The organism is Nocardia mangyaensis (assembly GCF_001886715.1).
Lineage (GTDB): Bacteria > Actinomycetota > Actinomycetes > Mycobacteriales > Mycobacteriaceae > Nocardia > Nocardia mangyaensis.
Genome location: NZ_CP018082.1, coordinates 193,123 through 217,265, shown reverse-complemented (window position 1 = coordinate 217,265; position 24,143 = coordinate 193,123). Strand labels below are relative to the sequence as shown.

Sequence of the window (24,143 nt, the reverse complement as noted above, 5' to 3'; positions counted from 1 at the left end):
CGGAGCGTGGTGGGCAAGGGTTCAGCTGGGGTCGATGCCGTAGAGGCGGGCCCAGTTCTCGCGGCTGGTGAGTTCGGGGACGGCAGCGCGGTATTCGGCCTGCAGGGCCGGGAGTTCCTTGCGGAGTTTGCGCAAGGTGCGGTAGGTGCGGATGAGCAGAGCGCGGGCACGGGCCTTGTCGCGGATGCGGACACGGACGCCGGATTGGGAGGCGTCGGTGACCACCACGTGGTCGAACAGGCCGATGTGCCACCAGTGCGCGTCCTCGCGGGTGACGCCGATCAGGCCGTGCTGAGTGCGTCCGGTCCACTGGCCGATCGCGCGCTTGATCAGCACGAGGGTGACCCGGCTCGGTTCGCCGCCGGCGCGGCGGACCTGGATGTCGGCGGAGTTCACCGGCGGGGTCGCGGCGGGGTGCTTGATCGTCTCCGGGTAGTCGTTGCGGGTGGCACGGGCGGCGGCGAGGGCGTCGATCCCGCCGTCGCGCAACACCTTCGGGCCCTTCAGGAAGTCCTCGATGCCCTGCAGGGTGGTGTGCACCAGGCCGTACTGCATGCCGACGAGGTGCTCGGCGATGGTGCGGAAGAACTCGCGCGTGATCGCCTTGCCGTCCAGGTCGGTGTGCAGCGCGCCGACGATGAGCGAGTTACGGGTGGAGAAGTAGCGCGCCCAGTCGTCGTAGTCCTTCCAGTAGAAGTCGGCGTGCCAGACCGCGGCGTTGGGCAGGGTGACGGTGACGAAACCGTGCTCACGCGCCCGCACGCCGTACTCGACATCGTCCCACTGGAAGAAGATCGGCACCGGCAGGCCGATCTCGGCGACCACTTCGGCCGGGATCAGGCAGGTCCACCAGGCGTTGTAGCCCGCGTCGACGCGACGCTCCTGGTTCTTCTTGAGCATGGAAGTGTTGCGCAGCGCCTTGGGCACCTTCTGACCGTGCTTGAGCTCGTGCAGGTGCACGTCCTCGGCGCCGACATTGAGGTAGTCGGGGTTGAGCAGGAACAGCATCTGCGCGCCGACCAGGGTGGGCTCGACGGTGAGGTTGGCGAAGGCCCGCAGCCGAAGGACCGTCTCGGGTTCGCAGAGGATGTCGTCGTCCATCAGGATGACGTCGGCGTGCGCGGTGGCTTTGCCGCCCAGTGTGGCAGTGGCCGCCGACACCTCGTAGAGGCCGCGGGTGAACCCGCCCGCGCCACCGAGGTTGGGCTGGCGGATGTAGCGCAGCTTGTCGCCGAAGTCGGGCCGCACCCGCTGGAACAGCGGCCGGTTCTCGACCAGATCGGTGCCCTGGTCCACGACGTAGACCGCGTCGATGGCGGCCAGCACGGTCGGATCGGAGGCCAGCGCGGCCACCGTGTGCGCGCAGTCCTCGGCGCGGTTGAACGTGCAGATCGCGATGGCGACCGGGCGTACCCGCTCGGGCGCCTGCGCGGTCCAGGCGAGGTCGGTGATGCCGAGTTCGCCACCGATGGCGTCGAACTCGAGCCACAGCGCGCCGCCGTCGACGTACTGATCCAGCGGCGCGGTCAGGCTCACGACGCCGCTGCTGGTCGCCACCAGCGAGGCGATGATGCGCCGGTGGCCCGCGATGTCGGAGGCGACGAGGCGCACGTTGGCCTTGTTGCCGACGGTGAGCTGAGCGCTCACACTCACCTCGGTGACGGTGGTCCAGCGCTGCCAGTAGCTGGCGGCGAAGCGACCGAAGTAGGTGTTGGTGTGCGCGGAGGCGCCCTTGGGCAGATGCAGCGCCAGCCGCTCGCGAATCGCGGCGCCCCCCTTGACGACGGCGTACAGCTCGTCGCTCACCCGCGCCGACGGCCCGGTGAAGATGCCCCTGGCCAGCACGAGCCGTTCGGGCGCTGAGTGCTCGGCTCGAAGCGATGCGGGCGCGGCCTCGCGCCGATCGTTCGATTCGGTCACGGCTTGGGTAGCCGACTGCTCCATGAAGTCCTCGAAATTCTCGGTATCGACTGCGCCGACGCAGGCAGTCACGTAAAGAAAGGGGGCGTCGCCGCGGGCGGGGGTGAGGATATCAATCGCGCGGCGCCGTCGCGCTGTCAGTGAGGCGTTGCCGCACCCCGCGCGTGTTGCTCCTCGGTAACCGAGGAACCGGTGAAGACGAATTTGTCATAGGCCCAATACCGGAATACCACCGCGACGATCTGACCGATCAAGGTGCCGGAAATGTTGTCCGACAGCGGTGACGACAGATCGAGCACATAGCGGGAAAAGCCGAGGCAGCCGAGCTGCAGTCCGATCGCGACGATGTTGAACAGAAAGTACAGAAGGTATTCGCGCCCCGGATTGTCGGTCTTCTTGTGCGCGAAGGTCCACCACTTGTTGCCGAAGTAGGTGACCACCGTCGCCACCGCGATCGCGATGATCTTGGCAGGCAGTGGCGCGTGATAGAGCACACCTTCCCCGAAGGAGAATCCGCCGTCCCAGAACACCAGCAGGTTGTAGGTACCCGCGTCGACGAGGAACCCGATCGCCCCGACGACGAGGAACGCCGCACCCTGCCGCAGGGCCGTCATCACCTTCGACGTGAGGGCGATCGGGGCGGAGGCGGGCGGATCAGGCTGGGACACGGGCCGACCGTACACCGAGAGCGCTTCCGCCCCCGCGTTAAGCTCGCGGAACCGGGTGCGCGAACAGGACACACGCTGTGTACCCTCCCGGTGACCCATTGATGCCTACATTCGAGGATTGACCCGGGTGGACTCCACCGAGCTTCGCATTGCCGCCGTGGTCCCCTGCCACAACGAAGAGGCCGCGGTCGCCAAGGTCGTCGCCGACCTCAAGGCCGCCGTGCCGGGGATCGTCGTCTACGTCTACGACAACCGCAGCACCGACCGCACCGCCGACCGCGCTCGCGAAGCCGGGGCGATCGTGCGCTACGAGCACACCAAGGGCAAGGGCAATGTGGTCCGCCGCGCCTTCGCCGACATCGAGGCCGACGTCTACCTGATGATCGACGGCGACGACACCTACGAGGCCTCGGCGGCCCCGCTGATGATCAAGACGCTGCTCGACGGCCCTTACGATCACGTGCTCGGCGTGCGCAAGCAGGACGACACCGACGCCAGCGCCTACCGCTCCGGCCACGAGACCGGCAACAAGGTACTCAACGGCGTGGTCGGCAAGGTGTTCGGCGAGAACGTCGAGGACATGCTGAGCGGCTTCCGGGTGTTCTCGCGCCGATTCGTCAAGAGCTTCCCCGCGGTCTCGCGCGAGTTCGAGATCGAGACCGAGCTGACGGTCCACTCGCTGCACCTGCGGGTACCGCAGACCGCCGTGCAGGTGGGTTTCCGCGACCGCCCGGCCGGCAGCGAGTCCAAGCTGCGCACCTATCGCGACGGCACCAAGATCTTGGCGCTGATCCTCGGCCTGGCCCGGCACGAGCGGCCGGTGGCGTTCTACGGCCTGTTCGGCACGCTGGCCTGGCTGGTCTCGCTCGTGCTCACCGTCCCGATCGTGATCGAGTTCTACAACACCCACGAGGTGGCGCGGTTCCCGACGCTGTTCTTCGCGTTCACACTGATGCTGCTGGGCAGCCTCGCCTGGACCGCCGGACTCATCCTCGACGGCATCCGCCGGTCCCGGCACGAGACGGCGCGACTGGTCTACCTGCGCTACTCGGCCGCCGGGGTGAACGCCGACCTCGCGACCGGAGACCATCGGTGACCACCTCGACCGAGCCGGACGCCACCGTCGAGCTCAGCAAGCCCGCTGCTCCCGCACCCTCGGCCAAGGATCGGGCGCTCGCTCCTATCCAGTCGCTGACCAGGCGATTCGGTGCCGCGACCGTCGCGTTCGCGGTGGTCGCCACCGTCTTCGGCGCGCTGTTCGCCGTGCTGACCCCGCCGTTCTGGGGCCACGACGAGCTCACCCAGTTCGGCCGCGCCTACCAGGTCGCCCACGGCGGGGTGTTCCCGCAGGAGATCGAGGATGATCGCGGGGTCGCCTACGGCGGGCAGATCCCCGTGAGCGTCGACGCGCTGATGAGCTACGCGTTCCACGACTACAACGACAACCCCGAAGAGCCCTTCGCGATGGTTGCCGACCCGGCCGCCTACGACCGGCTCGGCGCCGCGAAGATCTCCGCGGAGACCCGGCAGATGTGGTTCACCAACACCGCCGCCTACTCTCCTGTGCCGTACGTGCCCGCTGCCGTCGGCATCCGCCTCGGTGAGGCGCTCGACCTGAATGTGGGCGGCATGTACCTGCTGACCCGGCTGGCGGGCCTGGTGGCCTACCTGGCGGTGGTCGGGTTCGCGCTCTACGCGCTGCGCGAGCGGCGCAGCCAGTGGCTGGTGTTCACCGTCGCGGTGCTGCCGATCGCGCTGTTCCAGGCGGGCACCGTCACCGCGGACACGCTCACCAACGCCCTGGCCATCATGGTGTCGGCATTGCTGCTCAAGGCGCTGTTCGTCGGTGATCGCCTGCGCCCGGTGGAGACCGCCGCGCTGCTGGCCGCGACGATCGCGCTGCCCCTGAGCAAGCCGACCTATGTGCTGCTGGCGATGCTCGTCGTGGTCGTTCCGGCCGACCGGCTCGGCCTCGCCGGAAAACTCAAGTTCCTGCCCTGGGCCTTCGCCGCGACCGGTGCCGCGCTGTTCTTGGCCTGGACCAAGATCGCCGCGCCGACCGGTGACGGCATGAGCCTGATGCGCCCGCCGCACCAGTGGGGCCAGGTGCGTCCGGGCGACCAGCTCGCGGGCATCCTCGGTGACCCGGTGGGCTTCGTGCACACCTTCGGCGAGAGCATCGCGCTGCGCGATCACCGCTGGTTCACCCAGTTCTTCGGTGAACTCGGTTTCGCGTATGTGGACGTGCCGGCGGTATCGATGCTGGCGTGCCTGATCGCCTTCGCGGTGAGTTTCGGCATCGCCGATCGAATGAACACCGCGACAGCCACTTTCCGACGCACGCTGATCGTGGCGCTCACGGTGCTGGCGAGCGTGGCGATGATCTATGTGACGCTGTACATGTCGTTCACGCCGGTCGATTTCTACATCATCGACGGCGTGCAGGGCCGGTACTTCGTCCCGCTGGCCATCGTCGGCCTCGCGGTCGTCGCGCGGTGGGTGCCTCTGCGGCTCACGAATCCCGACGGTGTGACGCCGACGCGCGGGACGGCGATCACCGTCACCTTCGCCTCGGTCTTCGCGCTGATCGCCGCCGCCGCAACGTATTACACCGTCATCTGGGGATGATCCCCCGGATGACGGTGCGCGGTCACAACGTCTGTTCGCCCGCGGCCGCGTAGGCGCGTTCGGTATCGGCCTTCTTGGGCCGCCACCAGTTCTCGTTCTCGCGGTACCAGGTGATGGTGTCGGCCAGCCCGGCGCGGAAATCGGCGTAGCGCGGTGACCAGCCGAGCTCATCGCGCAGCACGCTCGCGTCGATGGCGTAGCGCTGGTCGTGGCCGGGGCGATCCGTCACGTGATCGAAATCGGTGGGATCACGGTCGAAGGCCCGCAGAATCAGCTGGACGACGCTGAGATTGTCGAGTTCGCCCTCGGCGCCGATGAGGTAGGTCCGGCCGATTCGGCCGCGGTCGAGAATGTCCCAGACCGCGCGATTGTGGTCGTCGACGTGAATCCAGTCGCGCACCTGATGACCGGCGCCGTACAGCCGCGGCCGCACGCCGTCGATCAAATTGGTGATCTGTCGCGGAATGAATTTCTCCACGTGCTGATACGGGCCGTAATTGTTGGAGCAATTCGACAGGGTGGCGCGGACACCGAACGAGCGGGCCCAGGCGCGCACCAGCAGATCGCTACCGGCCTTGGTCGCCGAATACGGGCTCGACGGGTTGTAGGCGGTGGTTTCGGTGAAGGCGGGATCGTCGGGGGTGAGGTCGCCGTACACCTCGTCGGTGGAGACGTGGTGGTAGCGCACGTCATGACGGCGCACCGCCTGGAGCAGCGAGTAGGTGCCGACGATATTGGTCTGCACGAACGGCCACGGTTCGGCCAGGGAGTTGTCGTTGTGCGATTCGGCCGCGAAATGCACGACGGCGTCGACGCCGCTGACCAGATTGTCGACCAGGTCGAGGTCGGCGATGTCGCCGTGCACGAACTCGATTCGGTCGGCGACCGGGTCGAGGGAGGCGCGATTACCGGCGTAGGTGAGCGCGTCGAGCACGGTCACTCCCACGTCCGGGCGCGTGGCCACGGTCTGCTGGACGAAATTCGCACCGATGAACCCGGCCCCGCCGGTTACGAGCACTCGCACCAGGTCAACGATACGTGCCCGCTGACGACGAACCGGTGCCGAGGCAACGATGACCGAGCACCCGAACACCCCAGAAGTGATGTCCATCACAGTAACCCGCTCTAGGTTAAAACCAGGGGTCTCCTTTCCTGAGAAAATGCCCGGTCGGTACTCAGGTTTCCGACGCCGCACAGACCCCGGGGCATCAGCAGTGAACGGAATTTGAATGGAAGGTCATGCCGGGTTCACCACTCGTTGGCTGCAGGGGATTTGGATCATCGAGTCCCCTCCGAAAAGCTCCAACATCGAGGTTCAACAAAAATGCTGATGAGGAAATTCGCCGCCACTTCGGCGCTGCTGATCGCTGCCATGGGCGTCGCCGCCGGCACCGTGAACGCGGCCCCGGTCGTAGAGGCCGCCCCGATCAACTTCACCGCCGAGGAAGTGAACGGCACCTCGGTGATCACCACCGACGCCGGTTCACTGGTCGTCGAGGAAGGCGCGTTCAAGGTCAAGGCCGCCAATGGCACGACCGTCGCCGCGACCCCGCTGTCGTTCCGTCTCGACGAGTTCGAGTTCCCGATCGCCGCGGAGATCTCGGGCAACAAGGCCGTCCTGACCCCCGAGCTGGACCCGGCCAAGGCCGTCTACAAGCCGGTCGCCCTCCCCTTCGAGGACCAGGCTGAGTTCAAGAGCGAGTACGCGCGCGAGACCGCCGCGTGGAGCCGCATGACCTCCACCATTTCGATGGGTGCCGGGATCGGCGCCCTGGTCGGCGGCATCGGCGGCGGCGCTGTCGGCTGTGTGCTGGGCGGCATCGCCGGCGCGACCATCGCCTCGGCGACCATCGTCGGCCTGTTCGGGCCGTTCATCCCCGCCGCCGCGGTGGGCTGCATCGGCGGCATCCTGGCCATGGGCTCGCTCGGCGCGCTCACCGGTCAGATCCTCATCACCGCGCCGGTCGCGATCGGTGCCGTGATTCAGTACTTCACCACCATCAACGCGCCCTTCACCCCGCCGGCCAAGTAATCTCGCCGGACACTGAACCCGAACGGCCCCAGCTCGCAGTACTGCGAGCTGGGGCCGTTCGACGTCTGCGAGCGACTCGGTCGGACCGGCCGAGCCGTCCTCAGGCGGTGCGGGCCCGCTGCGCCGGTTCCAGCGCCGCCCGAACGAATTTCGAGACCCGGCCGAGCGCCGACCGGCTCTCCGGCATGCTCGGCAGAATGCTCATGAAAGCGTGCACCTGGCCGCGCCACAGTTCGAGCGTGGTCGGCACGCCCGCCGCGGCGAGGCGATGCGCCATGAGTTCGCAGTCGTAGCGCAGCAATTCGTCTTCGGCGGCGATGAGCAGGACCGGCGGCAGTCCGGTGAGGTCGGCGTTGACCGGCGACAACGCCGGGTCGAGCGGACCCTCGGCCTCGGCGCCGAGACGAACGACGGCTTCCAGCCCCGCAAGCGGGATGTAGGCGTCGCGACGGACGTTGACGTAGTTCTCCTTGGCCCGGTAGTCCAGGTCGAGCAGTGGCGACAGCCCGATCAGCGCCGCGGGCAGCGGCAAACCGATCTCGCGGGCGCGCAGTGCCGAGGCGAAGGTGAGGAAGCCACCCGCCGAGTCACCGGCGAACACGATGCGGGCCGGGTCGGCGCCGTGGCGCAGCAGCCACCGGTAGGCGAGCACACAGTCGTCGACCGAGGCGCTGATCGAACCGGGCAGCTGCCGGTACTCCACGTTGAGGACGGGCAGACCGGTGCGCCGGGCCAGCCCGGCGACGACCGCCCGATGGGTCTGCAGGCCGCAGACGGCGAAGCCACCGCCGTGCAGATACAGCACCGCGCCGTGCCGCAGCGCCCGTGAGCCACCCGCGGGCCGCACCATCTCCATCCGGAAACCGTCGAGCTGGATCTGCTCGCGCTCGATGCCGTGCGGTTCGGGCCGCAGCCGCGAGAGCAGGTCCACGGCGACGGCACCGATCGGAATGGTCGTCCGGTTGATCGGGACCGTGCGCAGCAGCGGCCCGATGACGCCGAGGCAGGCGCCCATCAACACCCGCGACGATGTGCTCATCTGCCCGGAGTTGACGACGATCCCCTGATCAGGCCGCTCGACGCTGGTCACCGGGGCAGCGGGCACGATCCCGCTCAGCACACCGGTTCCGGCGATCTTGGTCGCTCCCATCGCGCACCTACCTCACAGCTGGCGCGTCGACCCCACCCCGGGAGCCCCGGATCGGATGTCGACGCTGACATCTAACACAGTGATGTTTCACACATCGACGCTCACCCAATCAGATGAACGTCGTCTCTGCACCAGTAATCGCCCGACACGCCAACCTTCGAAACCTCCGTGATCAGATCGTGCCGAGCCCGGCACCCCGAAGTGACCGGCCAGGCCAACCCGGCACGCCCGCCGCCCCGGCCGCCCATAGACTCCTCCCATGCGCGGAATCATCCTGGCGGGCGGCACCGGCTCCCGGCTGCACCCGATCACGCGCGGAGTGAGCAAGCAGCTCGTTCCGGTCTACGACAAGCCGATGGTCTACTACCCGCTGTCGACCCTCATGCTGGCCGGCATCGACGACATCTTGGTGATCACCACCCCGGACGATGCCGCGGCGTTCGCGCGGCTGCTCGGTGACGGCAGCCAGTTCGGCATCTCGATCAGCTATGTCGTCCAGCCCAACCCCGACGGTCTGGCCAGCGCGTTCGTCCTCGGCGCCGACCACATCGGCACCGAACCGGCCGCGCTGGTGCTCGGTGACAACATCTTCCACGGCCCCGGCCTCGGCGCCAGCCTGGAGCGGTTCCACGACATCGACGGCGGCGCGGTGTTCGCCTACTGGGTCAGCGACCCGACCGCCTACGGCGTGGTGGAGTTCGCGCGGGGCCGCGCGGTCTCGATCGAGGAGAAGCCGAAGGTCCCGCGCTCGAACTACGCCATCCCCGGCCTCTACTTCTACGACAACGACGTGGTGGAGATCGCCCGCGAGCTGCGGCCGTCGGCGCGCGGGGAGTACGAGATCACCGACATCAATCGGGCCTATCTTGATCAGGACAAGCTCAGCGTCGACGTGCTGGCGCGCGGCACCGCCTGGCTCGACACCGGCACCTTCGACTCGCTGCTCGATGCCGCCAACTACGTGCGCACCATCGAGGAACGCCAGGGCCTCAAGATCGGCGTGCCGGAGGAAGTCGCGTGGCGGCGCGGCCTGATCACCGACGAACAGCTGTGCAAACTAGCCGAACCGATGGTGCGCTCGGGCTATGGCCGCTATCTGCTCGACCTGATCGATCGCGGAAAAGACTGGTAGCGCATGGATTTTCGGGAACTGTCCATCCCCGGCGCGTGGGTGGTGACCCCGCGCCTGCTCGGCGACGACCGCGGCATGTTCTGCGAGTCGTTCAAGGCCTCGGAGTTCGAGAAGGCCACCGGCCGCCCGTTCGACCTGCACCAGGTGAACACCTCGGTCTCGGCGGCCGGAGTGCTGCGCGGGATCCACTACACCGACGATCCGCCCGGTCAGGCCAAGTACGTGACCTGCGTGCGTGGCGCGTTCCTGGATGTGGTGGTCGACCTGCGACCGGGCTCGCCCACCTACGGCCGTTGGGACAGCGTGCTGCTCGACGACGTCGACCGCCGCTCGGTGTATCTGTCCGAGGGTCTCGGCCATGCCATCCTCTCCCTGGAGAACCGCTCGACGGTGACCTACCTGTGCTCGCTCGAGTACTCTCCCGAATTCGACCGGGACATGGATGCTTTCGACTCCGGCCTGGGTATCGAGTGGCCCACCGAGGGCCGCGACGGCCGTCCGCTGACCTACATCCGGTCGGCGAAAGACGAAGCGGCCCCGCCTTTTTCCTGATCCACGTGAAACACTGAACGGCGCCACCTGCGAAAAGTGGCGCCGTTCGGCGTTTTCGGGCCGGATCAGCCGACCGGTTCGAGCTCCTTGGTGTCCTCGTCACGTTCCTCGGCGACCGGCTTGCGCGGCAGGAACATCGGCGGCAGGAAGATCGTGAGCGCGACCAGCGCGCCGACGATCGTGATGCCCGCGGCGAACTCCAGGCCGGGCCGGTAGGTGTCGAGCATCTGCTGCGGCGAGTTGCCCTGGTGGACACCGGAGGTGACGATCGCGGTGGTCACCGCGAGCACGATGGCCGCGCCGACCTGCATGGAGGTCTGCAGAACACCGGCCGCCAGGCCCTGCTCGTCGTCGTCGATTCCGCTGGTGGCCTGCACATTGATGGCCGGGAAACCGACCCAGCCGATGCCGATCAGCAAGATCGCGGGCAGCAGCATGGTCAGGTAGCCGGGCGCGGTGTCGATCCGCAGGAACAGCAGGTAGCCGATGGCCATCACCGACAGGGTGACCGCGATGATCGGGCCGGTACCGAAGCGGTCGATCAGCTTGTCGGAGAAGAACGCGGACGCGACCACCAGCACACCCACCGGCAGCAGCGCCATGGCCAGCTTCAGCGGCGACCACGCCAGCGTGTCCTGCAGGTACAGGGTGACGATGAACTGCCAGCTGAAGTAGGAACCGGCGAGCGCGACGACGGCCAGGCTGGCGCGCACGAGACTCACCTTGCGCAGGATGCTCAGCCGGATCAGCGGGTGCTTCACCCGCTGCTCGGTGATCACGAACGCGGCGAACAGGGCGATCACGGCGAGGAAGGAGATGACCGTCCGGGCCGAGCCCCAGCCGACCTCCGGCGCGGTGACCACGGTGTAGACCAGCAGCAGCATGCCCGAGGTGGACAGCAACGCGCCGAGCAGGTCGTGGCCACCTTCTTCGGCAGGTCCGTCCTTCGGGATCAGGAGGTAGGCCGAGACCAGGGCCGCGAGCGCGATCGGGACGGGCAGCAGGAAGGTCCAGCGCCAGCCGATCCCGGTCATCAGGCCGCCGAACAGCAGGCCCATGGAGTAGCCGCCCGCACCGAAGACGGTGTAGACCGACAGCGCCTTGTTGCGCGCCTTTCCTTCGGCGAAGGTCGTGGTGATGATCGATAGGCCGGTCGGCGCGGTGAACGCGGCGGCGAGGCCCTTGATGAAGCGGGTGACGATCAGCAGCATCGGGTCGCTGACCAGGCCGCCGATCAGCGAGGCGATGGCGAACACGGCGAGCGCGATCAGGAAGACCTTGCGGCGTCCGAGCAGGTCGGCGGTGCGCCCGCCCAGCAGCAGCAGGCCGCCGTAACCGAGGACGTAGCCGCCGATGAGCCACTGCAGGGTGGAGGTGGACAGATCGAGTTCGGCGCCGATGGACGGTAGCGCGACACCGATCATCGAGACGTCGAGACCGTCGAGGAACAGAACGATGCACAGGGTGATCAGCATGGCCCAGAGCCGGGCGGGCCACCTGGTCGGATCGGCTGCCTGATCGGCGGCCGACAGCGTTGCTGGCGAAGTCATGGTCGAGGACATTACATGCGCACGCATTAATTGCCAACACATAAAATGCCGTTGCATGGACAGGCTGGGGACACTAAGATGGCCGCATGTCGAACCCGGCCACCACATCAGCTCGGCGCAACGAGGCGCCTTCCGAGCTGGTCGGTCAATGGCGCGCACTGCTCGATCGGCATGCCGCCGTGAGCTGCGCGCTGGAAAAGGCGCTCCAACAACGACACGGCATCGGGCTCAGCGAATTCGAGACACTCGATCGCCTGGTCGAGGCCGCCTGCCAGAAGTACCGGATGACCGAGCTGGCCGGCGACATCTACCTGAGCCAGAGCGCGCTCTCGCGCGCCGTGGCCCGGCTCGAACGCGACGGACTGGTCGAACGCACGATGTGCGCCGACGACCGCCGCGCGATCTTCGTCCACCTGACCGACAAGGGCAGGGCGCTCTACGATCACGCCCTGCCCACCCACCGTTCGGTGCTCGCCGGCTCCTGGTGAGCGACTACACCTCGCCCGACGCCGCCGCGACGATGTCGGCGAAGGCGTCGCGGAAGCGGTCGTGGTCGTTGGGCTTGTCCAGGTAGGCCGAACCGGCGAAGGTCTCGACGTAGACCACCGGCGGCTCCGGCCTGTCCACCGAGTCGTCGACCCCGAAGTCGAGGATCACGAACCGGCCCGATTCCAGCCCCGCGTGGTAGCCGGTGTCCGCGGGGACCACCTGGATCCGCACCGTGTCCGACTCGGCCAGCTCGCGCAACCGCGCGCGCTGGGCGGCGACCACCTTGTGGTCACCGATTCGCCTGGTCAGCACCGCCTCAGCCAGGACGACGTGCACGCGCAACGGCGACTCGGCGCGGGTGAGCAGCGCCTGTCGCGCCCGCAACACCCGCAGTCTGCGCTCGAGTTCGGCCTCGGTCAGACCGGGGACGGTCTGTTCGAGCAGCGCCGTGGCGTAGTCCTCGGTCTGCAGCAGCACGGGGATCAGGCCGTCCTCGTAGAGCGACAGGCCCGTCGCGGCCTCCTCCAGGCCGATGTAGACCTCGAATCCCTCCGCGATCACATCGCCGTAGCCCGTCCACCAGCCCCGCGCCTTGGTCTCCCGGGCCAAGGCCGCCAGCGGTTCGACCAGATCGGCCGGTGCGCCATACACCTTGCACATGGCTTCCACGTCGAGGCTGCGCAACGAGGTCTGCCCCGTCTCTATCCGCCAGATCTTCGCTTCCGACCATTCCAGTTGCGCCGCAGCGGTCCGTGTCGTCATCCGCGCACGATTGCGCAGGTCACGTAAGTGCCTGCCCAACTGCCTGCGCGGCATCGTCGAACCCGTGACGCCCTGTGGTGAAGCCATACTTCCCCCCTGTATCCAAATCCGGTCTCCCCCATCTCATCCGGAGACCGCCGTACGCAGCTGACGCATCATCAGATCTGCGGACGGATTGTTTCACAATGAATCGGACATCGCGCAGGACTACTTCTTCTTCCGGAATCGCCAGAACTGAACGGCCCGAACGTCTTCGGAGAGCTGGTTCACCGGCTCGGCGACATCGGACAGGGCTTGGAACAGGCCGTCGGCCAGCTCACTGATGTGCTCGACCCGGCCCGCGAGCCGGGCGGCGTTGTCGGCGAATTCGAGCATCAGGCGGACCGAGGCGGCGATGGTGAGACCCAGCGGCACCGCGACCAGCGCGGCGAGGATGCCGAGCAGAGCCGATGCCTTCCACATCAGCACCGTCAGCGCGATCGGCAGGCCGATGCCGAAGGACACGACGCCGAGGATGTAGGCCAGTGGGAGCAACGTCCTGGTCGCCGGCCTGCGGAACTGCACGTCGAGCAGCGAGCGTGCCGCCTCGGCGGCCCACTCCTTGGCGGTACCGGTGCTGCGAAACGGGTCATCGAAGCCCGCATCGCGTGGTATGTCTGTTTCCTCCGGAACGTCGCTGTCGGCACCGGCGCGGTCGGACTTGGCCGCCGAACGCTTCACATCGGTCTCTTTCCAAGAGAGCCAGCGTGATTCGGCTTCGAACTCCTCGCTATCCTCCTCGGACGACGGGGTGGTGCCCGGCACTTCGGTCATAGCCCGAATCCTGCCCCGTTTCGGCCCCTACGCCAACCCGGATCGAACCCACCCTGCGATAGCGAAGGTTGCGAAACTGAGACGAACCCGACAGTCTCGGACATTTTTCGGTAACGGCGTAACACCGCGGCCACCCCGAGCCGATACGACCCATGAACGCAGGAACGACAGCATTCGGGGAATGGAGAACACAGTGCGCACGACGTTTCCGACCACCACCATGGGCACCGACAAGGGTGCCGCCGCGCAGGAGTACGCCGCGCTTGGTTGGACGGTTGCCGAAACGGCCAACGGCCTGTGCCTGATCACCGACGAAGACCTCAGCGCCATCGAGGTCACCGGTGACATGGCCGCCGCGGTCCGCCGCTTCCTGCGCGCCAACAATCTCTCCGGTCCCGTGATCGAGATCCCGGGCCAGGAGCGTCGCGAGATCCACCTGGTCACCGGTGTCCGCAAGGCCACCATGGCGATCGAGGCGATGCGCGAGGCCGGTGTCATCGTGCACACCGACGGCGCGAGCATCCCGCTGCCGCCGACCCTGCTGGCCGCCGGTTCGGCCGCCTGGAGCGTCGCGCCCACCGAGGCGCGCTGGATCCCGCCGGTCGTCGCGCTCGGCGCGGCCGTGCGCGCGGCCGCGGCCCGCACCAACGCGGCCAGCACCAAGCGCACCGCGCTGACCGTGGCCTGCTAGGCACCCGAAACCACCGAACCCGCGATCGCGACGTTTCCCCGACGTCGCGATCGCGGGTTTTCGGCGTTTCCGAACGGGACGGGGGTGCGCGGCGTAAGCATGAATCATGGCTCCGCGAACACTGCTGCGCACCTGCCCACTGTGTGAGGCCGTCTGCGGTCTCACCCTGACCCTCGACGACACCGATCGCGTGCTCTCGGTGCGCGGCGATCGGGAAGATCCGTTCAGCAAGGGCTTCCTGTGCCCGAAGGGCGCCAGCTTCGGCAAGCTCGACGACGACCCCGACCTGGTCGCCACCCCGCTGATCCGCGACGGCGCCGGTTTCCGCGCCGCGGGCTGGGACGAGGCGTTCGACCTGATCGCGGCCCGCTTCGCCGAGGTCGTCGCCGCGCACGGCAGCGGTTCGACCGGGATCTACCTCGGCAATCCCAATGCGCACACCGTCGCCGGGGCGCTCCATCTGCCCGCCCTGATCCGCGCGCTGAGCACCCGGCACATCTACACCGCGAGCACCGCCGATCAGATGCCCAAGCAGGTCGCCGCCGGACTGATGTTCGGTGATCCGCTGACCGTGCCGGTGCCGGACCTCGATCGCACCGACTACCTGCTGATGCTGGGGGCCAATCCGCTCGAATCCAACGGTTCGCTGTGCACCGCGCCGGACTTCCCCGGCCGGTTGAAGGCGCTGCGGGCGCGCGGCGGGCGATTGGTCGTCGTCGATCCGAGGGCGACGCGGACGGCGGCGGTCGCCGACGAGCACCTGTTCATCAGGCCGGGCGCCGACGCGTATCTGCTGTTCGCGGTGGTGCACGTCTTGTTCGCCGAGGAGCTGGTCGACGTTCGCGTCGAGGTCGAGGGCCTCGACGAGCTCCGCGCGGCAGCCCAGGATTTCCCGCCGGACGCGGTGGTCGCGCGCACCGGGATCCCCGCGGCGACCATCCGCGCGCTGGCCCGCGACCTCGCCGCGGCACCGACGGCCGCCGTCTACGCCAGGATCGGCACCTGCACCGCCGAGTTCGGCACGCTCACCCAGTGGCTGGTCGACGCGGTCAACGCGCTCACCGGCAATCTCGACTCCCCCGGCGGCGCCATGTTCGCCGCGGCGGCCGCGGGCGGGGTCCAGCGAAGCAGGCCGTTCCGGCCCGGCCGGTGGACCAGCCGAGTGCGCGGGCTGCCGGAGGCGATGGGCGAGCTGCCCGTCGCCACGCTCGCCGACGAGATCGATACGCCGGGCGCGGGGCAGATCAAGGCACTGGTGACCGTGGCCGGCAATCCGGTGCTGAGCGCGCCGAGCGGGGACCGGCTGGACCAGGGGCTGGCCGGACTGTCGTTCATGGTGAGCGTGGACCGCTACGTCAACGAGACGACCAGGCACGCCGATGTCATCCTGCCGCCGCCGCGCTCGGTGCAGTCGCCGCACTTCGATTTCGCGCTGCTGCAGTTCGCGGTCCGCAACTACGCGAGGTACTCGCCGCCGCTGGTCGCGCTCGACGGCAGGCCATCGGAATCGGCGGTGATCGCGCGCCTGGCCGCCGCCGTCAGCGGGCAGCCGCACGCGGGGACCGGCGCGGAGAGCCCGATCGCCGTGGTCGACGAACTGGTGATCGCCGGCATGCTGCACAAGGCAGGCATGAGCGAGCGCCGCGACGAGCTGACCGGCGCCGACACCACCGAACAGCGCCTCGATCTGATGGTGAAACTCGGTCCCTACGGCGAATGGAACGGTGGCGACCTCAGCCTGAAGACCCTGCTGGACAACCCGCACGGCATCGACCTCGGACCGCTGCGGCCGCGTCTGCCCGGGGTCCTGCGCACCGCGTCGGGCCGGGTGGAGCTCGCCCCGCCGCAGCTCCTCGCCGATGTGCCGCGTCTGCGGGACGGGCTCATGGCGAGCACACCGGAGATGGTGCTGATCGGGCGCAGGCAGTTGCGGTCCAACAACAGCTGGATGCACAACATCGCCGGACTGGTCGGCGGGTCCAACCGCTGCACGCTGCAGATCCACCCCGACGACGCGAGCAGGCTCGGTCTCGGCGAGCAGGCCGAGATCACCTCGGCGGCCGGATCGCTGACTGTCCAGGTGGAACCGACGCCCACGATCATGCCCGGCGTGGTGAGCCTGCCGCACGGCTGGGGCCATGCCGCGAGTACCACCCAGTCGGTGGCCTCGGCGACCGCGGGCGTGAATGCCAATGTGCTGACCGATGATTCGGTGGTCGACGCGATCTCCGGTACCGCCGTGTTCAACGGGGTACCGGTGACGGTAGGACCAGCCTGATCAGTCCGGTCCCGGAAACCGTTGCGCAAACCTGGCTTTCATCCCATTCGCAACAATGGACACGCCCCACGGCCTGTGATGCTCCCCTACACTGGATGAGATTGCGGCCACAGCGGGGGGTTTCGGCGCGAGGGCCGCAACGCCCGGTCGGCTAGCAGAGGGAGCCCCGATGCCCGAGAGAAACGTCGGAAGCGACGGAGAGCACGAGCTACAGGACACGTTGGGCACCACGGAACGGGCCGAACGCTTCTACGACGACCAGGTACTCGACCATCTCAATCCGACGATGACCGAATTCGTCGCCCGGATGGACATGGCCTTCGTCTCCACCGCGGACGCCCACGGCGAATGCGATGCCAGCTTCCGCGCCGGGACACCGGGATTCCTGCACGTGATCGACGAACGCACGATTGCGTACCCCGAGTACCGAGGTAACGGGGTGATGGCCAGCCTGGGCAACATCCTCGAGAACCCGCACGTCGGGATCCTGATGATCGACTTCGTCCGTGACCTGATCGGGCTGCACGTCAACGGTAAGGCACGCATGGTCGCCGACAGCGAGCTGCGCGCGGCCGTCGACGATCTGCCGCCCCCGGAACGGGGGAAGATGTCGCAGGTGTGGGTCGTCGTCGATGTCGAAGAGGCCTACATCCACTGCCGCAAGCACATTCCGCAGATGGTCCCGGTCGCGCGCGACCGCCGCGAGTGGGGCACCGACAACGTCAGGGCCAAGGGCGGTGACTACTTCGGCGTCAAGGCGGGCAAGCAGCACGCCCCCGCCGCCAAGGCCAGCTGACCTACTTGATCTTGAAGATCACCGCGCGCTGCACCACGAAGTTGATGACGGTCGCCGTGCCCTGCGCGATGACGAACGCCAGGGGCTGGCGCCACCACTCGTCGGCGAGCGCGTAGTACAGCAGCGCGTAGATCCCGACCTGCACCGCGAAGGTCACCGCGTACAGCGCGATCACGGCGATGAACCGCGCCCGGCTGGGCTCGGCGTTGAAGGTCCAGCGCCGGTTGATCAGGTACGCGGTGGTCGTGCCCGCGACGAAGCTGATCGCTTTGGCCAGGATCTCCGGGACGCCGAGCACATTGGACAGCAGAGTGAGCAGCCCGAAGTCGACGACGGCGGCGAATCCGCCGGTGAGGGTGAACCGCACGATCTGCGTCTTGAGGTCGACATCGGTCCCGCCCGGCTCGTCGACCAGGGGAATTTCGGCGGGCAGGGGCAGATGCGGTTGGGCTTGCACGTGAGGAAGACTACGAGACGGGCCGCGTATCTCGCCATGCATGTAGCCTCTAAGCCGATGTCCGAGAACATTTCGACCACCGACGATGGGCCGTTTGCGCTCCCTACGCGCACCCGCAAGCTCACCGGATGGGGTCGCACCGCACCCACCTCCGCCGAAGTTCTCTCGACCAGCGATCCCGAGTTGATCGTCCAGGCCGTGAGCATGGTCGCCGAGGACAACGACGCCAAGCCAGCGCACCTGCGCCGTGGCGTGATCGCGCGCGGCCTCGGCCGCTCCTACGGCGATCACGCGCAGAACGCGGGCGGCCTCGTCATCGACATGCCCCGGCTCAATCGCATCCACCGCATCGATCGCGACACGCGCATCGTCGATGTGGACGGCGGCGTGAGCCTGGACCAGCTGATGAAGGCCGCGCTACCGTTCGGCCTGTGGGTGCCCGTGCTACCCGGCACCCGTCAGGTGACCATCGGCGGCGCCATCGCCTCCGACATCCACGGCAAGAACCACCACAGCGAAGGCAGCTTCGGCAATCACGTCCGCTCGATCGATCTGCTCACCGCCGATGGGTCAGTGCGGACGATCTCGCCGAGCGAGGATGCGGAGCTGTTCTGGGCGACCGTCGGCGGCAACGGCCTGACCGGCATCATCCTGCGGGCCACCATCGAGATGGCGCCCACCGAGACCGCGTACTTCCTCAACGACGGCGTCAAGACCTCGACGCTGGACGAGACCATCGCCGTGCACAGCGACGGCAGCGAAGCCGACTACACCTACTCGAGCGCCTGGTTCGACGTGATGAACCCGCTGCCGAAGCTGGGTCGCGCCTGCCTGACCCGTGGCCGCCTGGCCAAGGTCGACGAGCTGCCCAAGAAACTGCGCAAGAATCCGCTGAAGTTCGACGCGCCGCAGCTGCTGACCGTCCCGAACATCTTCCCCAGCTGGTCGGCCAACCGGCTGTCGCTGGGCGCGGTCGGCGAGGCGTACTACGCCATGGGCGGCACCTACACCGGCAAGATCCAGAACCTGACGCAGTTCTATCACCCGCTCGACATGATCGCGGAGTGGAACCGGGCCTACGGACCCGCGGGCTTCCTGCAGTACCAGTTCGTGGTGCCGACCGAGGCCGTCGAGGAATTCAAGCGAATCATCATCGACATCCAGGCCTCCGGGCACATCTCCGCGCTGAACGTGTTCAAGCTGTTCGGCGAGGGCAACGCGGCACCGCTGAGTTTCCCGATGCCCGGCTGGAACATCTGCGTCGACTTCCCGATCCGGCGCGGCCTCAACGAGCTGGTCAGCGACCTGGACCGGCGCGTGATGGAATTCGGCGGCCGCCTCTACACCGCCAAGGACTCGCGTACCTCCGCCGAGGCGTTCCACACGATGTACCCCCGGATCGACGAGTGGATCAAGGTCCGCCGCAGCGTCGACCCGAACGGCGTTTTCATGTCCGATATGGCCAGGAGGCTGGAGCTCCAGTGATCAACGCAGTTGGCAACCCGCAGACCATCCTGCTGTTCGGCGGCACCTCCGAGATCGGGCTGGCGATCTGCGCCGAGTACCTGCGCAAGAGCCCGGCCCGGATCATCCTGGCGAACCTGCCCGGCGATCCGCTGCTCGACAACGCCGTCACCGAGTTGAAGGCGGCCGGGGCGACCCAGGTCGAGGTCATCGACTTCGACGCGCTCGACACCGACTCCCACCCCAAGGTCGTCGACGCGGCGTTCGCCGCCGGTGACGTCGACGTCGCCATCGTCGCCTTCGGCGTGCTCGGCGATGCCGAACAGCTGTGGCAGGACCAGCGCAAGGCGGTCATGACCGTCGGCATCAACTACACCGCCGGTGTGTCGGTGGGCGTGCTGGTCGGCGACAAGTTCAAGGCGCAGGGCCACGGCCGGTTCATCGTGATGTCCTCGGTGGCCGGTGAGCGCGTGCGCCGCTCCAACTTCGTCTACGGCTCCACCAAGGCCGGCCTCGACGGCTTCTATCTCGGTCTCGGCGAGGCCTTGCGCCCGCACGGCCCCCGCGTGACCGTGGTGCGCCCGATGCAGGTCCGCACCTCGGCGACCAAGGCGCACTGGGAGGCCACCGGTACCAAGGAAGCTCCCCTCACCGTCGACCCCGCCGACGTCGCCCGCCTGGCGGTCAACGCCTCGCAGAAGGGCACCGAGATCGTGTGGACCCCGGGCGAGGCCCGCTTCCTGATGTCGGCCCTGCGCCACGTCCCCCGCCCGATCTTCCGCAAGCTGCCCATCTAGGCCGCACCCCGCTCCGAAGAACTGCCGCCCCGTCACCAACGGGGCGGCAGTTTCATTTACGGGCTGGATCGTCCGCGACGACAACGACTTCGTCACCGCGACCGAGTTCGCGACCGAACTGCAGGAAGTCAACGTTCACGACGGACCGATCCAACTGGACTCGCGAGTTGTCGGCTCAGCGGTGTGTCGAGCTGCTCGGGTGGTCGGCCGGCCGGCTCCGCCGCGAACTGGCGCGGTCGCGCTGAGCCCGGACGTGACAGGGGCATCTGCCGGCGGATGGGCTCCACTAGGCTGACCCGGACCGTGGAGCTGAGTGGATCCGGAGGATTGCGCGCCGATGACGACCAACGAACAGGTGCGGCCGGGGCGCAGGATCGGGGCGGGGGTCGCGGAGGCGGCCGTCGGTGCGCTGGTGGCGCTGGTGGTCACCGTGGTCGGGCTGTACGCGTTCTCGGCGGTGCAGTGGCCTGCGTTCAACTCCTCCCATGTGACTCGGGCGCTGACGACCGTCGGTCAGTTCGTCGCGGTGGCGCTGCTGGCGGTCGCGGTGGCGTTGATCCGGCTGCGGAAGTGGCCGGTGGTGGCGAAACTGGCGTCCTGGGTGGGGATTTCGGGCTTCGTTACGGTGACGCTGGGGATGCCGCTGGCCGCGACCAAGCTGTACCTGTTCGGCATCTCGGTGGATCAGGAGTTCCGGACCCAGTACCTGACGCGCCTCACCGACAGCGCCGCGCTGCGCGACATGAACTACGTGGACATGCCCCCGTTCTATCCGGCCGGATGGTTCTGGCTCGGCGGGCGCGTGGGCAACGTGCTCGGCATGGACGGCTGGGAAGTGTTCAAGCCGTACTCGATCGGGCTGCTCGCGGTGGCGGCGGTGGTGGCGCTGGTGCTGTGGACACAGCTGGTGCGCGCCGATCTGGCGGTGGGCGCCGCCGCCGCGGTGACGGCGATGACGCTGGCCTACGCCTCGCCCGAAGCCTATGGCGCGGTGCTGGTGCTGTTCATTCCGCCGGTGTTGATCCTGGCCTGGGGCGCCCTGCACCGCCCGTCGGGGCGCGGCGGTTGGGGCGCGGTGCTCGGGACCGGACTGTTCCTCGGCGTCGCGGCCTGCTTCTACACGCTGTATCTCGCGATCGCGGCCTTCACCGTGGTGTTGATGGCGGTGCTGGCGGCGGTGCTGGCCGTCTACGCGCGGCGCACGGCCGACCGACGAGCCTCGCGTTCGGCCTCGGCCAGGGCGCGCAAGACCGCCGCGATCAGCGAGAACGGGGACAGTGCCACGGCGGCTTCGGCTGACGCGGCGGACGACCGGTCCGAGTCCACGGACGCATCCGCCTTCGCGGGCACATCATCCGCCACGACGGGTGCACCATCCGGCCCGGCGGGCGCGGTCGTGACGGCCACGGAGGCACCGCGGACCGACTCGGCGCCGTGGCGGGCAGCGATCGCATCGTTGACCCGCCTCGTGGCGATCGGCGCGATCTCGGGAGTGCTGGCGCTGGTGGTGTGGGCGCCGTATCTGCTGGAGATGGTGTCCGGGGCCGAGATTCCGTCCGGTAGCGCGTTTCACTATCTGCCCGAAGCCGGTGCGCAGCTGGCCTTCCCGATGCTGGAGTTCTCCCTGCGCGGCGGGCTGTGCCTGATCGGCGTGCTGTGGCTGGTCGTGCGCGCCGGGTCCTCGCGCCGGGCGCAGGCGCTGGGGATCGGGGTCGTGGCGATCTACCTGTGGACCCTGCTGTCGATGACCGCGACCGCGGCCGGCACCACGCTGCTGTCGTTCCGGCTGGAGCCGGTGCTGCTCGCCCTCCTCGCCGCGGCGGGCGTCTTCGGCTTCGTCGAGGGTGGACGCGCGGTCTATCAGGCACTGAACGAGCCCGCCCCGCTGCGCACCACGGCCGCGGTGGTGGCCGTGCTCGGCGCGCTGGCCTTCGCGCAGTCGATTCCCACCGTGCTCACCCACGAGATCGACACCGCCTACACCGACACCGTGCCCACCGACGTCCCCGATGCCGACGGCACCTACGGCGAGCGCGCCGACCAGCGCAAGCCCTCCGCAGTCGCCTATTACCACGAGGTCGACGAAGCCATCCTGGCCCACACCGGCCATCCACAAAGCGAAACCGTCGTCCTGACCGCCGACACCAGCTTCCTCGCCTACTACCCCTACTTCGGTTTCCAGGCCCTCACCTCGCACTACGCGAATCCCCTTGCCGACTTCAAGGGCCGTGCCGACACCATCGCCGCCTGGAGCGAACTCGACTCCTCCCCCGCCCTCCTCGACGCCCTGTCCGCCGCCCCGTGGCGCGCCCCCGACGCCTTCCTCTTCCGCCGCGACGGCGACAACTACACCCTGCGCCTCGCCGAAGACGTCTACCCCAACGACCCCAACGTCAAGCGCTACACCGTCACCTTCCCCGCCGCCCTCTTCACCGATCCGGCCTTCACCACCACCGACATCGGCCCCTTCACCCTGATCACCGTCCGCCGCTGACGCCTCGGATCACACGCCGTCGAATCCTGGCTCGATCCGCTGCACGGTTCCCACCTTGCCCATCCGCCCTGTCCGGGCCGCTCGACGGCACTACACTGACATGTGCGGCACGGTCGCCCGCCGGTCACCGGCGGATGGCGTTGGAATCTTCGATCCTGCACGTCGGGTCACCGCCGACCCGCTACCGGAGGAGGACGTATGTCCGATCCGTCGCACACGAGGGTGTGCCTCACCGGGATGAACTGCACCTGCCCGAGTATCAGCGTCTTCCTGGTGCCCGAACCGCTGGTCCGCGGCGGACAGATGCTGCATCTGCTCGAACAGGCGCCGGTCGCCGGACACACACCGGAACCCGACGCCGAACTGATCGACCTGATCCAGGCCGTGCGCACGCCACTGAGCACCCGCGGCCTCGCCCGCGCCCAGCGCGTGGCGTTCGCCGGACCGCGCCACGATCCGCCCACCGCGCGGACCGTGCTGCACGATCACCTCATCGAGGAACCGGCGCCCTGGGGGCTCGACGTCGATGATCCGGCCGAGCTGACCCGGCTGGAACTGCTGCCCGAGCGCCGCATCGGCCCGCGCCGCATCGACGATTTCCAGGCGCATTCGATCCGTCAGGCGATGGCCGCGGTCTATCGATATTTCGCGATCGACCAGCGCGTTCCGCTGATCTATCACGGTTTCGCCGACCCGCGCGACGGCTGGTTCGCGCTCCGCGCCTCGGCCGCCTGAAATAGTCCTGTGTTCATGGACACCCGGTAGCCACTGGTGTGCGGGAGCCCGATAGACCACAATATGTCCGGTCAGTGTCAACGAACCGCACGATTGGTGTAGCGGGGCGAGTACGCTGCGAAATGTTGGAAAGTTCGGCCGACCGAAATCAGTTTTGGTAGTGCTGATCGGTACGGATGCAGAGGTATAGCTATGACGCTCAGCCGACCCGAGCGGATCGATCTCCTGATGCCACGCCAGCCGCGCGCGGGCACCGAATCCGCACCTCGTGAGCCGCTCGGCTCGCTCGCCGAGATCGAACGGGCCGTGATCGACGCGACGATCGCCATCCTCGCGCCCGGCCAGCGATTCGTCCTGCTGTGGTCGCTGCAGATCGGCGGACACACCGTGGCCGGCGTGCAGACCAAGCAGCGCGACGGCACCGTCGCCAACCTGGTGCCCCCGCCCGAGGTTCTCGCGCACCTCGCCGACCACAAGCGCATGTCCTACGACCCGAACACCGGCGCCTGGCTCAGCGCCGAGATCTTCATCGCGGGCCCCACCCGCTACAAGGCCACCTACTCCACCGGCACTGTCGCGGACTGGATGCCCGAGGTCTCCGTCGAGGACCTGCGCGCCGAATTCGACGCCTTCCCCCGCCCCGCCGCGGAGATCCCCGACTGGATCAGAACCCAGCTCGACTGGTCGACGAAGATGACCGGATAACACCTTTGGGACGCGGCGCCGACGCGCGCA

General features: G+C 68.1%; 22 protein-coding genes. 14 read left to right on the top strand and 8 right to left on the bottom strand.

Annotation, left to right across the window (positions count from 1 at the left end; all coding sequences use genetic code 11):
- Positions 1–21: 21 nt before the first annotated feature.
- A complete protein-coding gene (locus BOX37_RS00955) occupies positions 22–1,944 on the bottom strand; it encodes a glycosyltransferase (protein ID WP_071925798.1) in 1,923 nt (640 codons plus the stop codon).
- 113 nt (positions 1,945–2,057) lie between these two features.
- Positions 2,058–2,588 (bottom strand): GtrA family protein, encoded by a 531-nt coding sequence (locus BOX37_RS00950; protein WP_084759362.1) that lies wholly within the window; start codon positions 2,586–2,588, stop codon positions 2,058–2,060.
- 127 nt (positions 2,589–2,715) lie between these two features.
- Here BOX37_RS00950 and BOX37_RS00945 point away from each other — a divergent pair, with 127 nt between their 5' ends.
- Both BOX37_RS00945 and BOX37_RS00940 read left to right on the top strand, forming a co-directional pair.
- Entirely contained in the window at positions 2,716–3,684 is a 969-nt protein-coding gene (locus tag BOX37_RS00945) for a glycosyltransferase (protein ID WP_071925797.1), read from the top strand.
- Positions 3,681–5,216 carry a DUF2142 domain-containing protein gene (locus BOX37_RS00940; protein WP_071925796.1) on the top strand — a complete coding sequence of 512 codons (1,536 nt, stop codon included), beginning with the start codon at positions 3,681–3,683 and terminating at the stop codon, positions 5,214–5,216. Before BOX37_RS00945 ends, BOX37_RS00940 begins: the two co-directional genes overlap by 4 nt.
- 22 nt (positions 5,217–5,238) lie before the next feature.
- Here the strand turns inward: BOX37_RS00940 and rfbB are convergent, their stop codons facing one another.
- A complete protein-coding gene (rfbB, locus tag BOX37_RS00935; RefSeq protein ID WP_071925795.1) occupies positions 5,239–6,240 on the bottom strand; it encodes a dTDP-glucose 4,6-dehydratase in 1,002 nt (333 codons plus the stop codon).
- 300 nt (positions 6,241–6,540) lie between these two features.
- On the opposite strand from rfbB, the gene BOX37_RS00930 reads away from it, so the two are divergent.
- Complete coding sequence (locus BOX37_RS00930; RefSeq protein ID WP_071925794.1) at positions 6,541–7,248, top strand: DUF8020 domain-containing protein; 708 nt, start codon at positions 6,541–6,543, stop codon at positions 7,246–7,248.
- Positions 7,249–7,348: 100 nt separating this feature from the next.
- Here BOX37_RS00930 and BOX37_RS00925 read toward each other — a convergent pair whose 3' ends face one another.
- Positions 7,349–8,398 carry an alpha/beta hydrolase gene (locus tag BOX37_RS00925; protein ID WP_084759361.1) on the bottom strand — a complete coding sequence of 350 codons (1,050 nt, stop codon included), beginning with the start codon at positions 8,396–8,398 and terminating at the stop codon, positions 7,349–7,351.
- 259 nt (positions 8,399–8,657) lie between these two features.
- On the opposite strand from BOX37_RS00925, the gene rfbA reads away from it, so the two are divergent.
- Together rfbA and BOX37_RS00915 are read left to right on the top strand one after the other, a co-directional pair.
- The gene (gene rfbA, locus BOX37_RS00920) at positions 8,658–9,530 is read left to right on the top strand and encodes a glucose-1-phosphate thymidylyltransferase RfbA (protein WP_071925793.1); all 873 of its coding nucleotides are present in this window, start codon (positions 8,658–8,660) and stop codon (positions 9,528–9,530) included.
- Between the two features lie 3 nt (positions 9,531–9,533).
- On the top strand, positions 9,534–10,082 hold the full coding sequence (locus BOX37_RS00915; RefSeq protein WP_071925792.1) for a dTDP-4-dehydrorhamnose 3,5-epimerase family protein: 549 nt from the start codon (positions 9,534–9,536) through the stop codon (positions 10,080–10,082).
- Positions 10,083–10,147: 65 nt separating this feature from the next.
- Here BOX37_RS00915 and BOX37_RS00910 read toward each other — a convergent pair whose 3' ends face one another.
- Positions 10,148–11,632, bottom strand: a complete 1,485-nt coding sequence (locus tag BOX37_RS00910; RefSeq protein WP_071925791.1) for an MFS transporter — start codon at positions 11,630–11,632, stop codon at positions 10,148–10,150.
- Positions 11,633–11,718: 86 nt separating this feature from the next.
- On the opposite strand from BOX37_RS00910, the gene BOX37_RS00905 reads away from it, so the two are divergent.
- Positions 11,719–12,120 carry a MarR family winged helix-turn-helix transcriptional regulator gene (locus tag BOX37_RS00905; protein ID WP_071925790.1) on the top strand — a complete coding sequence of 134 codons (402 nt, stop codon included), beginning with the start codon at positions 11,719–11,721 and terminating at the stop codon, positions 12,118–12,120.
- 4 nt (positions 12,121–12,124) lie between these two features.
- Here the strand turns inward: BOX37_RS00905 and BOX37_RS00900 are convergent, their stop codons facing one another.
- Complete coding sequence (locus tag BOX37_RS00900; RefSeq protein ID WP_084759360.1) at positions 12,125–12,970, bottom strand: helix-turn-helix domain-containing protein; 846 nt, start codon at positions 12,968–12,970, stop codon at positions 12,125–12,127.
- Positions 12,971–13,090: 120 nt separating this feature from the next.
- Positions 13,091–13,696, bottom strand: a complete 606-nt coding sequence (locus tag BOX37_RS00895; RefSeq protein ID WP_071925788.1) for a DUF4282 domain-containing protein — start codon at positions 13,694–13,696, stop codon at positions 13,091–13,093.
- 181 nt (positions 13,697–13,877) lie between these two features.
- On the opposite strand from BOX37_RS00895, the gene BOX37_RS00890 reads away from it, so the two are divergent.
- From BOX37_RS00890 to BOX37_RS00880, 3 genes are all read left to right on the top strand, one after another.
- A complete protein-coding gene (locus tag BOX37_RS00890) occupies positions 13,878–14,387 on the top strand; it encodes a hypothetical protein (protein WP_206045750.1) in 510 nt (169 codons plus the stop codon).
- 106 nt (positions 14,388–14,493) lie between these two features.
- Positions 14,494–16,665 (top strand): molybdopterin-dependent oxidoreductase, encoded by a 2,172-nt coding sequence (locus BOX37_RS00885; RefSeq protein WP_071925787.1) that lies wholly within the window; start codon positions 14,494–14,496, stop codon positions 16,663–16,665.
- A 169-nt stretch (positions 16,666–16,834) separates the two neighbouring features.
- A complete protein-coding gene (locus tag BOX37_RS00880; protein WP_071925786.1) occupies positions 16,835–17,461 on the top strand; it encodes a pyridoxamine 5'-phosphate oxidase family protein in 627 nt (208 codons plus the stop codon).
- A 1-nt stretch (position 17,462) separates the two neighbouring features.
- On the opposite strand, the gene BOX37_RS00875 is transcribed toward BOX37_RS00880, so the two are convergent.
- Positions 17,463–17,960 carry a GtrA family protein gene (locus BOX37_RS00875; RefSeq protein ID WP_084759359.1) on the bottom strand — a complete coding sequence of 166 codons (498 nt, stop codon included), beginning with the start codon at positions 17,958–17,960 and terminating at the stop codon, positions 17,463–17,465.
- A gap of 15 nt (positions 17,961–17,975) precedes the next feature.
- Here BOX37_RS00875 and BOX37_RS00870 point away from each other — a divergent pair, with 15 nt between their 5' ends.
- From BOX37_RS00870 to BOX37_RS00850, 5 genes are all read left to right on the top strand, one after another.
- On the top strand, positions 17,976–19,403 hold the full coding sequence (locus BOX37_RS00870) for a decaprenylphosphoryl-beta-D-ribose oxidase (protein ID WP_167659883.1): 1,428 nt from the start codon (positions 17,976–17,978) through the stop codon (positions 19,401–19,403).
- Positions 19,400–20,179, top strand: a complete 780-nt coding sequence (locus BOX37_RS00865) for a decaprenylphospho-beta-D-erythro-pentofuranosid-2-ulose 2-reductase (RefSeq protein WP_071925785.1) — start codon at positions 19,400–19,402, stop codon at positions 20,177–20,179. The genes BOX37_RS00870 and BOX37_RS00865 overlap by 4 nt, the downstream gene beginning before the upstream one ends.
- A 337-nt stretch (positions 20,180–20,516) precedes the next feature.
- Positions 20,517–22,673 (top strand): arabinofuranosyltransferase, encoded by a 2,157-nt coding sequence (locus BOX37_RS00860; RefSeq protein ID WP_071925784.1) that lies wholly within the window; start codon positions 20,517–20,519, stop codon positions 22,671–22,673.
- Positions 22,674–22,871: 198 nt separating this feature from the next.
- Positions 22,872–23,408: a hypothetical protein gene (locus tag BOX37_RS00855; RefSeq protein ID WP_071925783.1), complete on the top strand. Its 537-nt coding sequence runs from the start codon at positions 22,872–22,874 to the stop codon at positions 23,406–23,408.
- A gap of 192 nt (positions 23,409–23,600) precedes the next feature.
- Positions 23,601–24,113 (top strand): hypothetical protein, encoded by a 513-nt coding sequence (locus tag BOX37_RS00850; RefSeq protein WP_071925782.1) that lies wholly within the window; start codon positions 23,601–23,603, stop codon positions 24,111–24,113.
- Positions 24,114–24,143 lie beyond the last annotated feature (30 nt).

What these genes read in the sequence shown, in the direction of transcription:
- BOX37_RS00955 (WP_071925798.1), bottom strand. Translation starts at nt 1,944, where the DNA reads ATGGAGCAGTCGGCTACCCAAGCCGTGACCGAATCGAACGATCGGCGC.
- rfbA (WP_071925793.1), top strand. Translation starts at nt 8,658, where the DNA reads ATGCGCGGAATCATCCTGGCGGGCGGCACCGGCTCCCGGCTGCACCCG.
- BOX37_RS00905 (WP_071925790.1), top strand. Translation starts at nt 11,719, where the DNA reads ATGTCGAACCCGGCCACCACATCAGCTCGGCGCAACGAGGCGCCTTCC.
- BOX37_RS00885 (WP_071925787.1), top strand. Translation starts at nt 14,494, where the DNA reads ATGGCTCCGCGAACACTGCTGCGCACCTGCCCACTGTGTGAGGCCGTC.
- BOX37_RS00910 (WP_071925791.1), bottom strand. Translation starts at nt 11,632, where the DNA reads ATGACTTCGCCAGCAACGCTGTCGGCCGCCGATCAGGCAGCCGATCCG.
- BOX37_RS00930 (WP_071925794.1), top strand. Translation starts at nt 6,541, where the DNA reads ATGCTGATGAGGAAATTCGCCGCCACTTCGGCGCTGCTGATCGCTGCC.
- BOX37_RS00875 (WP_084759359.1), bottom strand. Translation starts at nt 17,960, where the DNA reads ATGCATGGCGAGATACGCGGCCCGTCTCGTAGTCTTCCTCACGTGCAA.
- BOX37_RS00895 (WP_071925788.1), bottom strand. Translation starts at nt 13,696, where the DNA reads ATGACCGAAGTGCCGGGCACCACCCCGTCGTCCGAGGAGGATAGCGAG.
- BOX37_RS00890 (WP_206045750.1), top strand. Translation starts at nt 13,878, where the DNA reads ATGGAGAACACAGTGCGCACGACGTTTCCGACCACCACCATGGGCACC.
- BOX37_RS00870 (WP_167659883.1), top strand. Translation starts at nt 17,976, where the DNA reads ATGTCCGAGAACATTTCGACCACCGACGATGGGCCGTTTGCGCTCCCT.
- BOX37_RS00850 (WP_071925782.1), top strand. Translation starts at nt 23,601, where the DNA reads ATGACGCTCAGCCGACCCGAGCGGATCGATCTCCTGATGCCACGCCAG.
- BOX37_RS00900 (WP_084759360.1), bottom strand. Translation starts at nt 12,970, where the DNA reads ATGGCTTCACCACAGGGCGTCACGGGTTCGACGATGCCGCGCAGGCAG.
- BOX37_RS00855 (WP_071925783.1), top strand. Translation starts at nt 22,872, where the DNA reads ATGTCCGATCCGTCGCACACGAGGGTGTGCCTCACCGGGATGAACTGC.
- BOX37_RS00915 (WP_071925792.1), top strand. Translation starts at nt 9,534, where the DNA reads ATGGATTTTCGGGAACTGTCCATCCCCGGCGCGTGGGTGGTGACCCCG.
- BOX37_RS00880 (WP_071925786.1), top strand. Translation starts at nt 16,835, where the DNA reads ATGCCCGAGAGAAACGTCGGAAGCGACGGAGAGCACGAGCTACAGGAC.
- BOX37_RS00925 (WP_084759361.1), bottom strand. Translation starts at nt 8,398, where the DNA reads ATGGGAGCGACCAAGATCGCCGGAACCGGTGTGCTGAGCGGGATCGTG.
- BOX37_RS00860 (WP_071925784.1), top strand. Translation starts at nt 20,517, where the DNA reads ATGACGACCAACGAACAGGTGCGGCCGGGGCGCAGGATCGGGGCGGGG.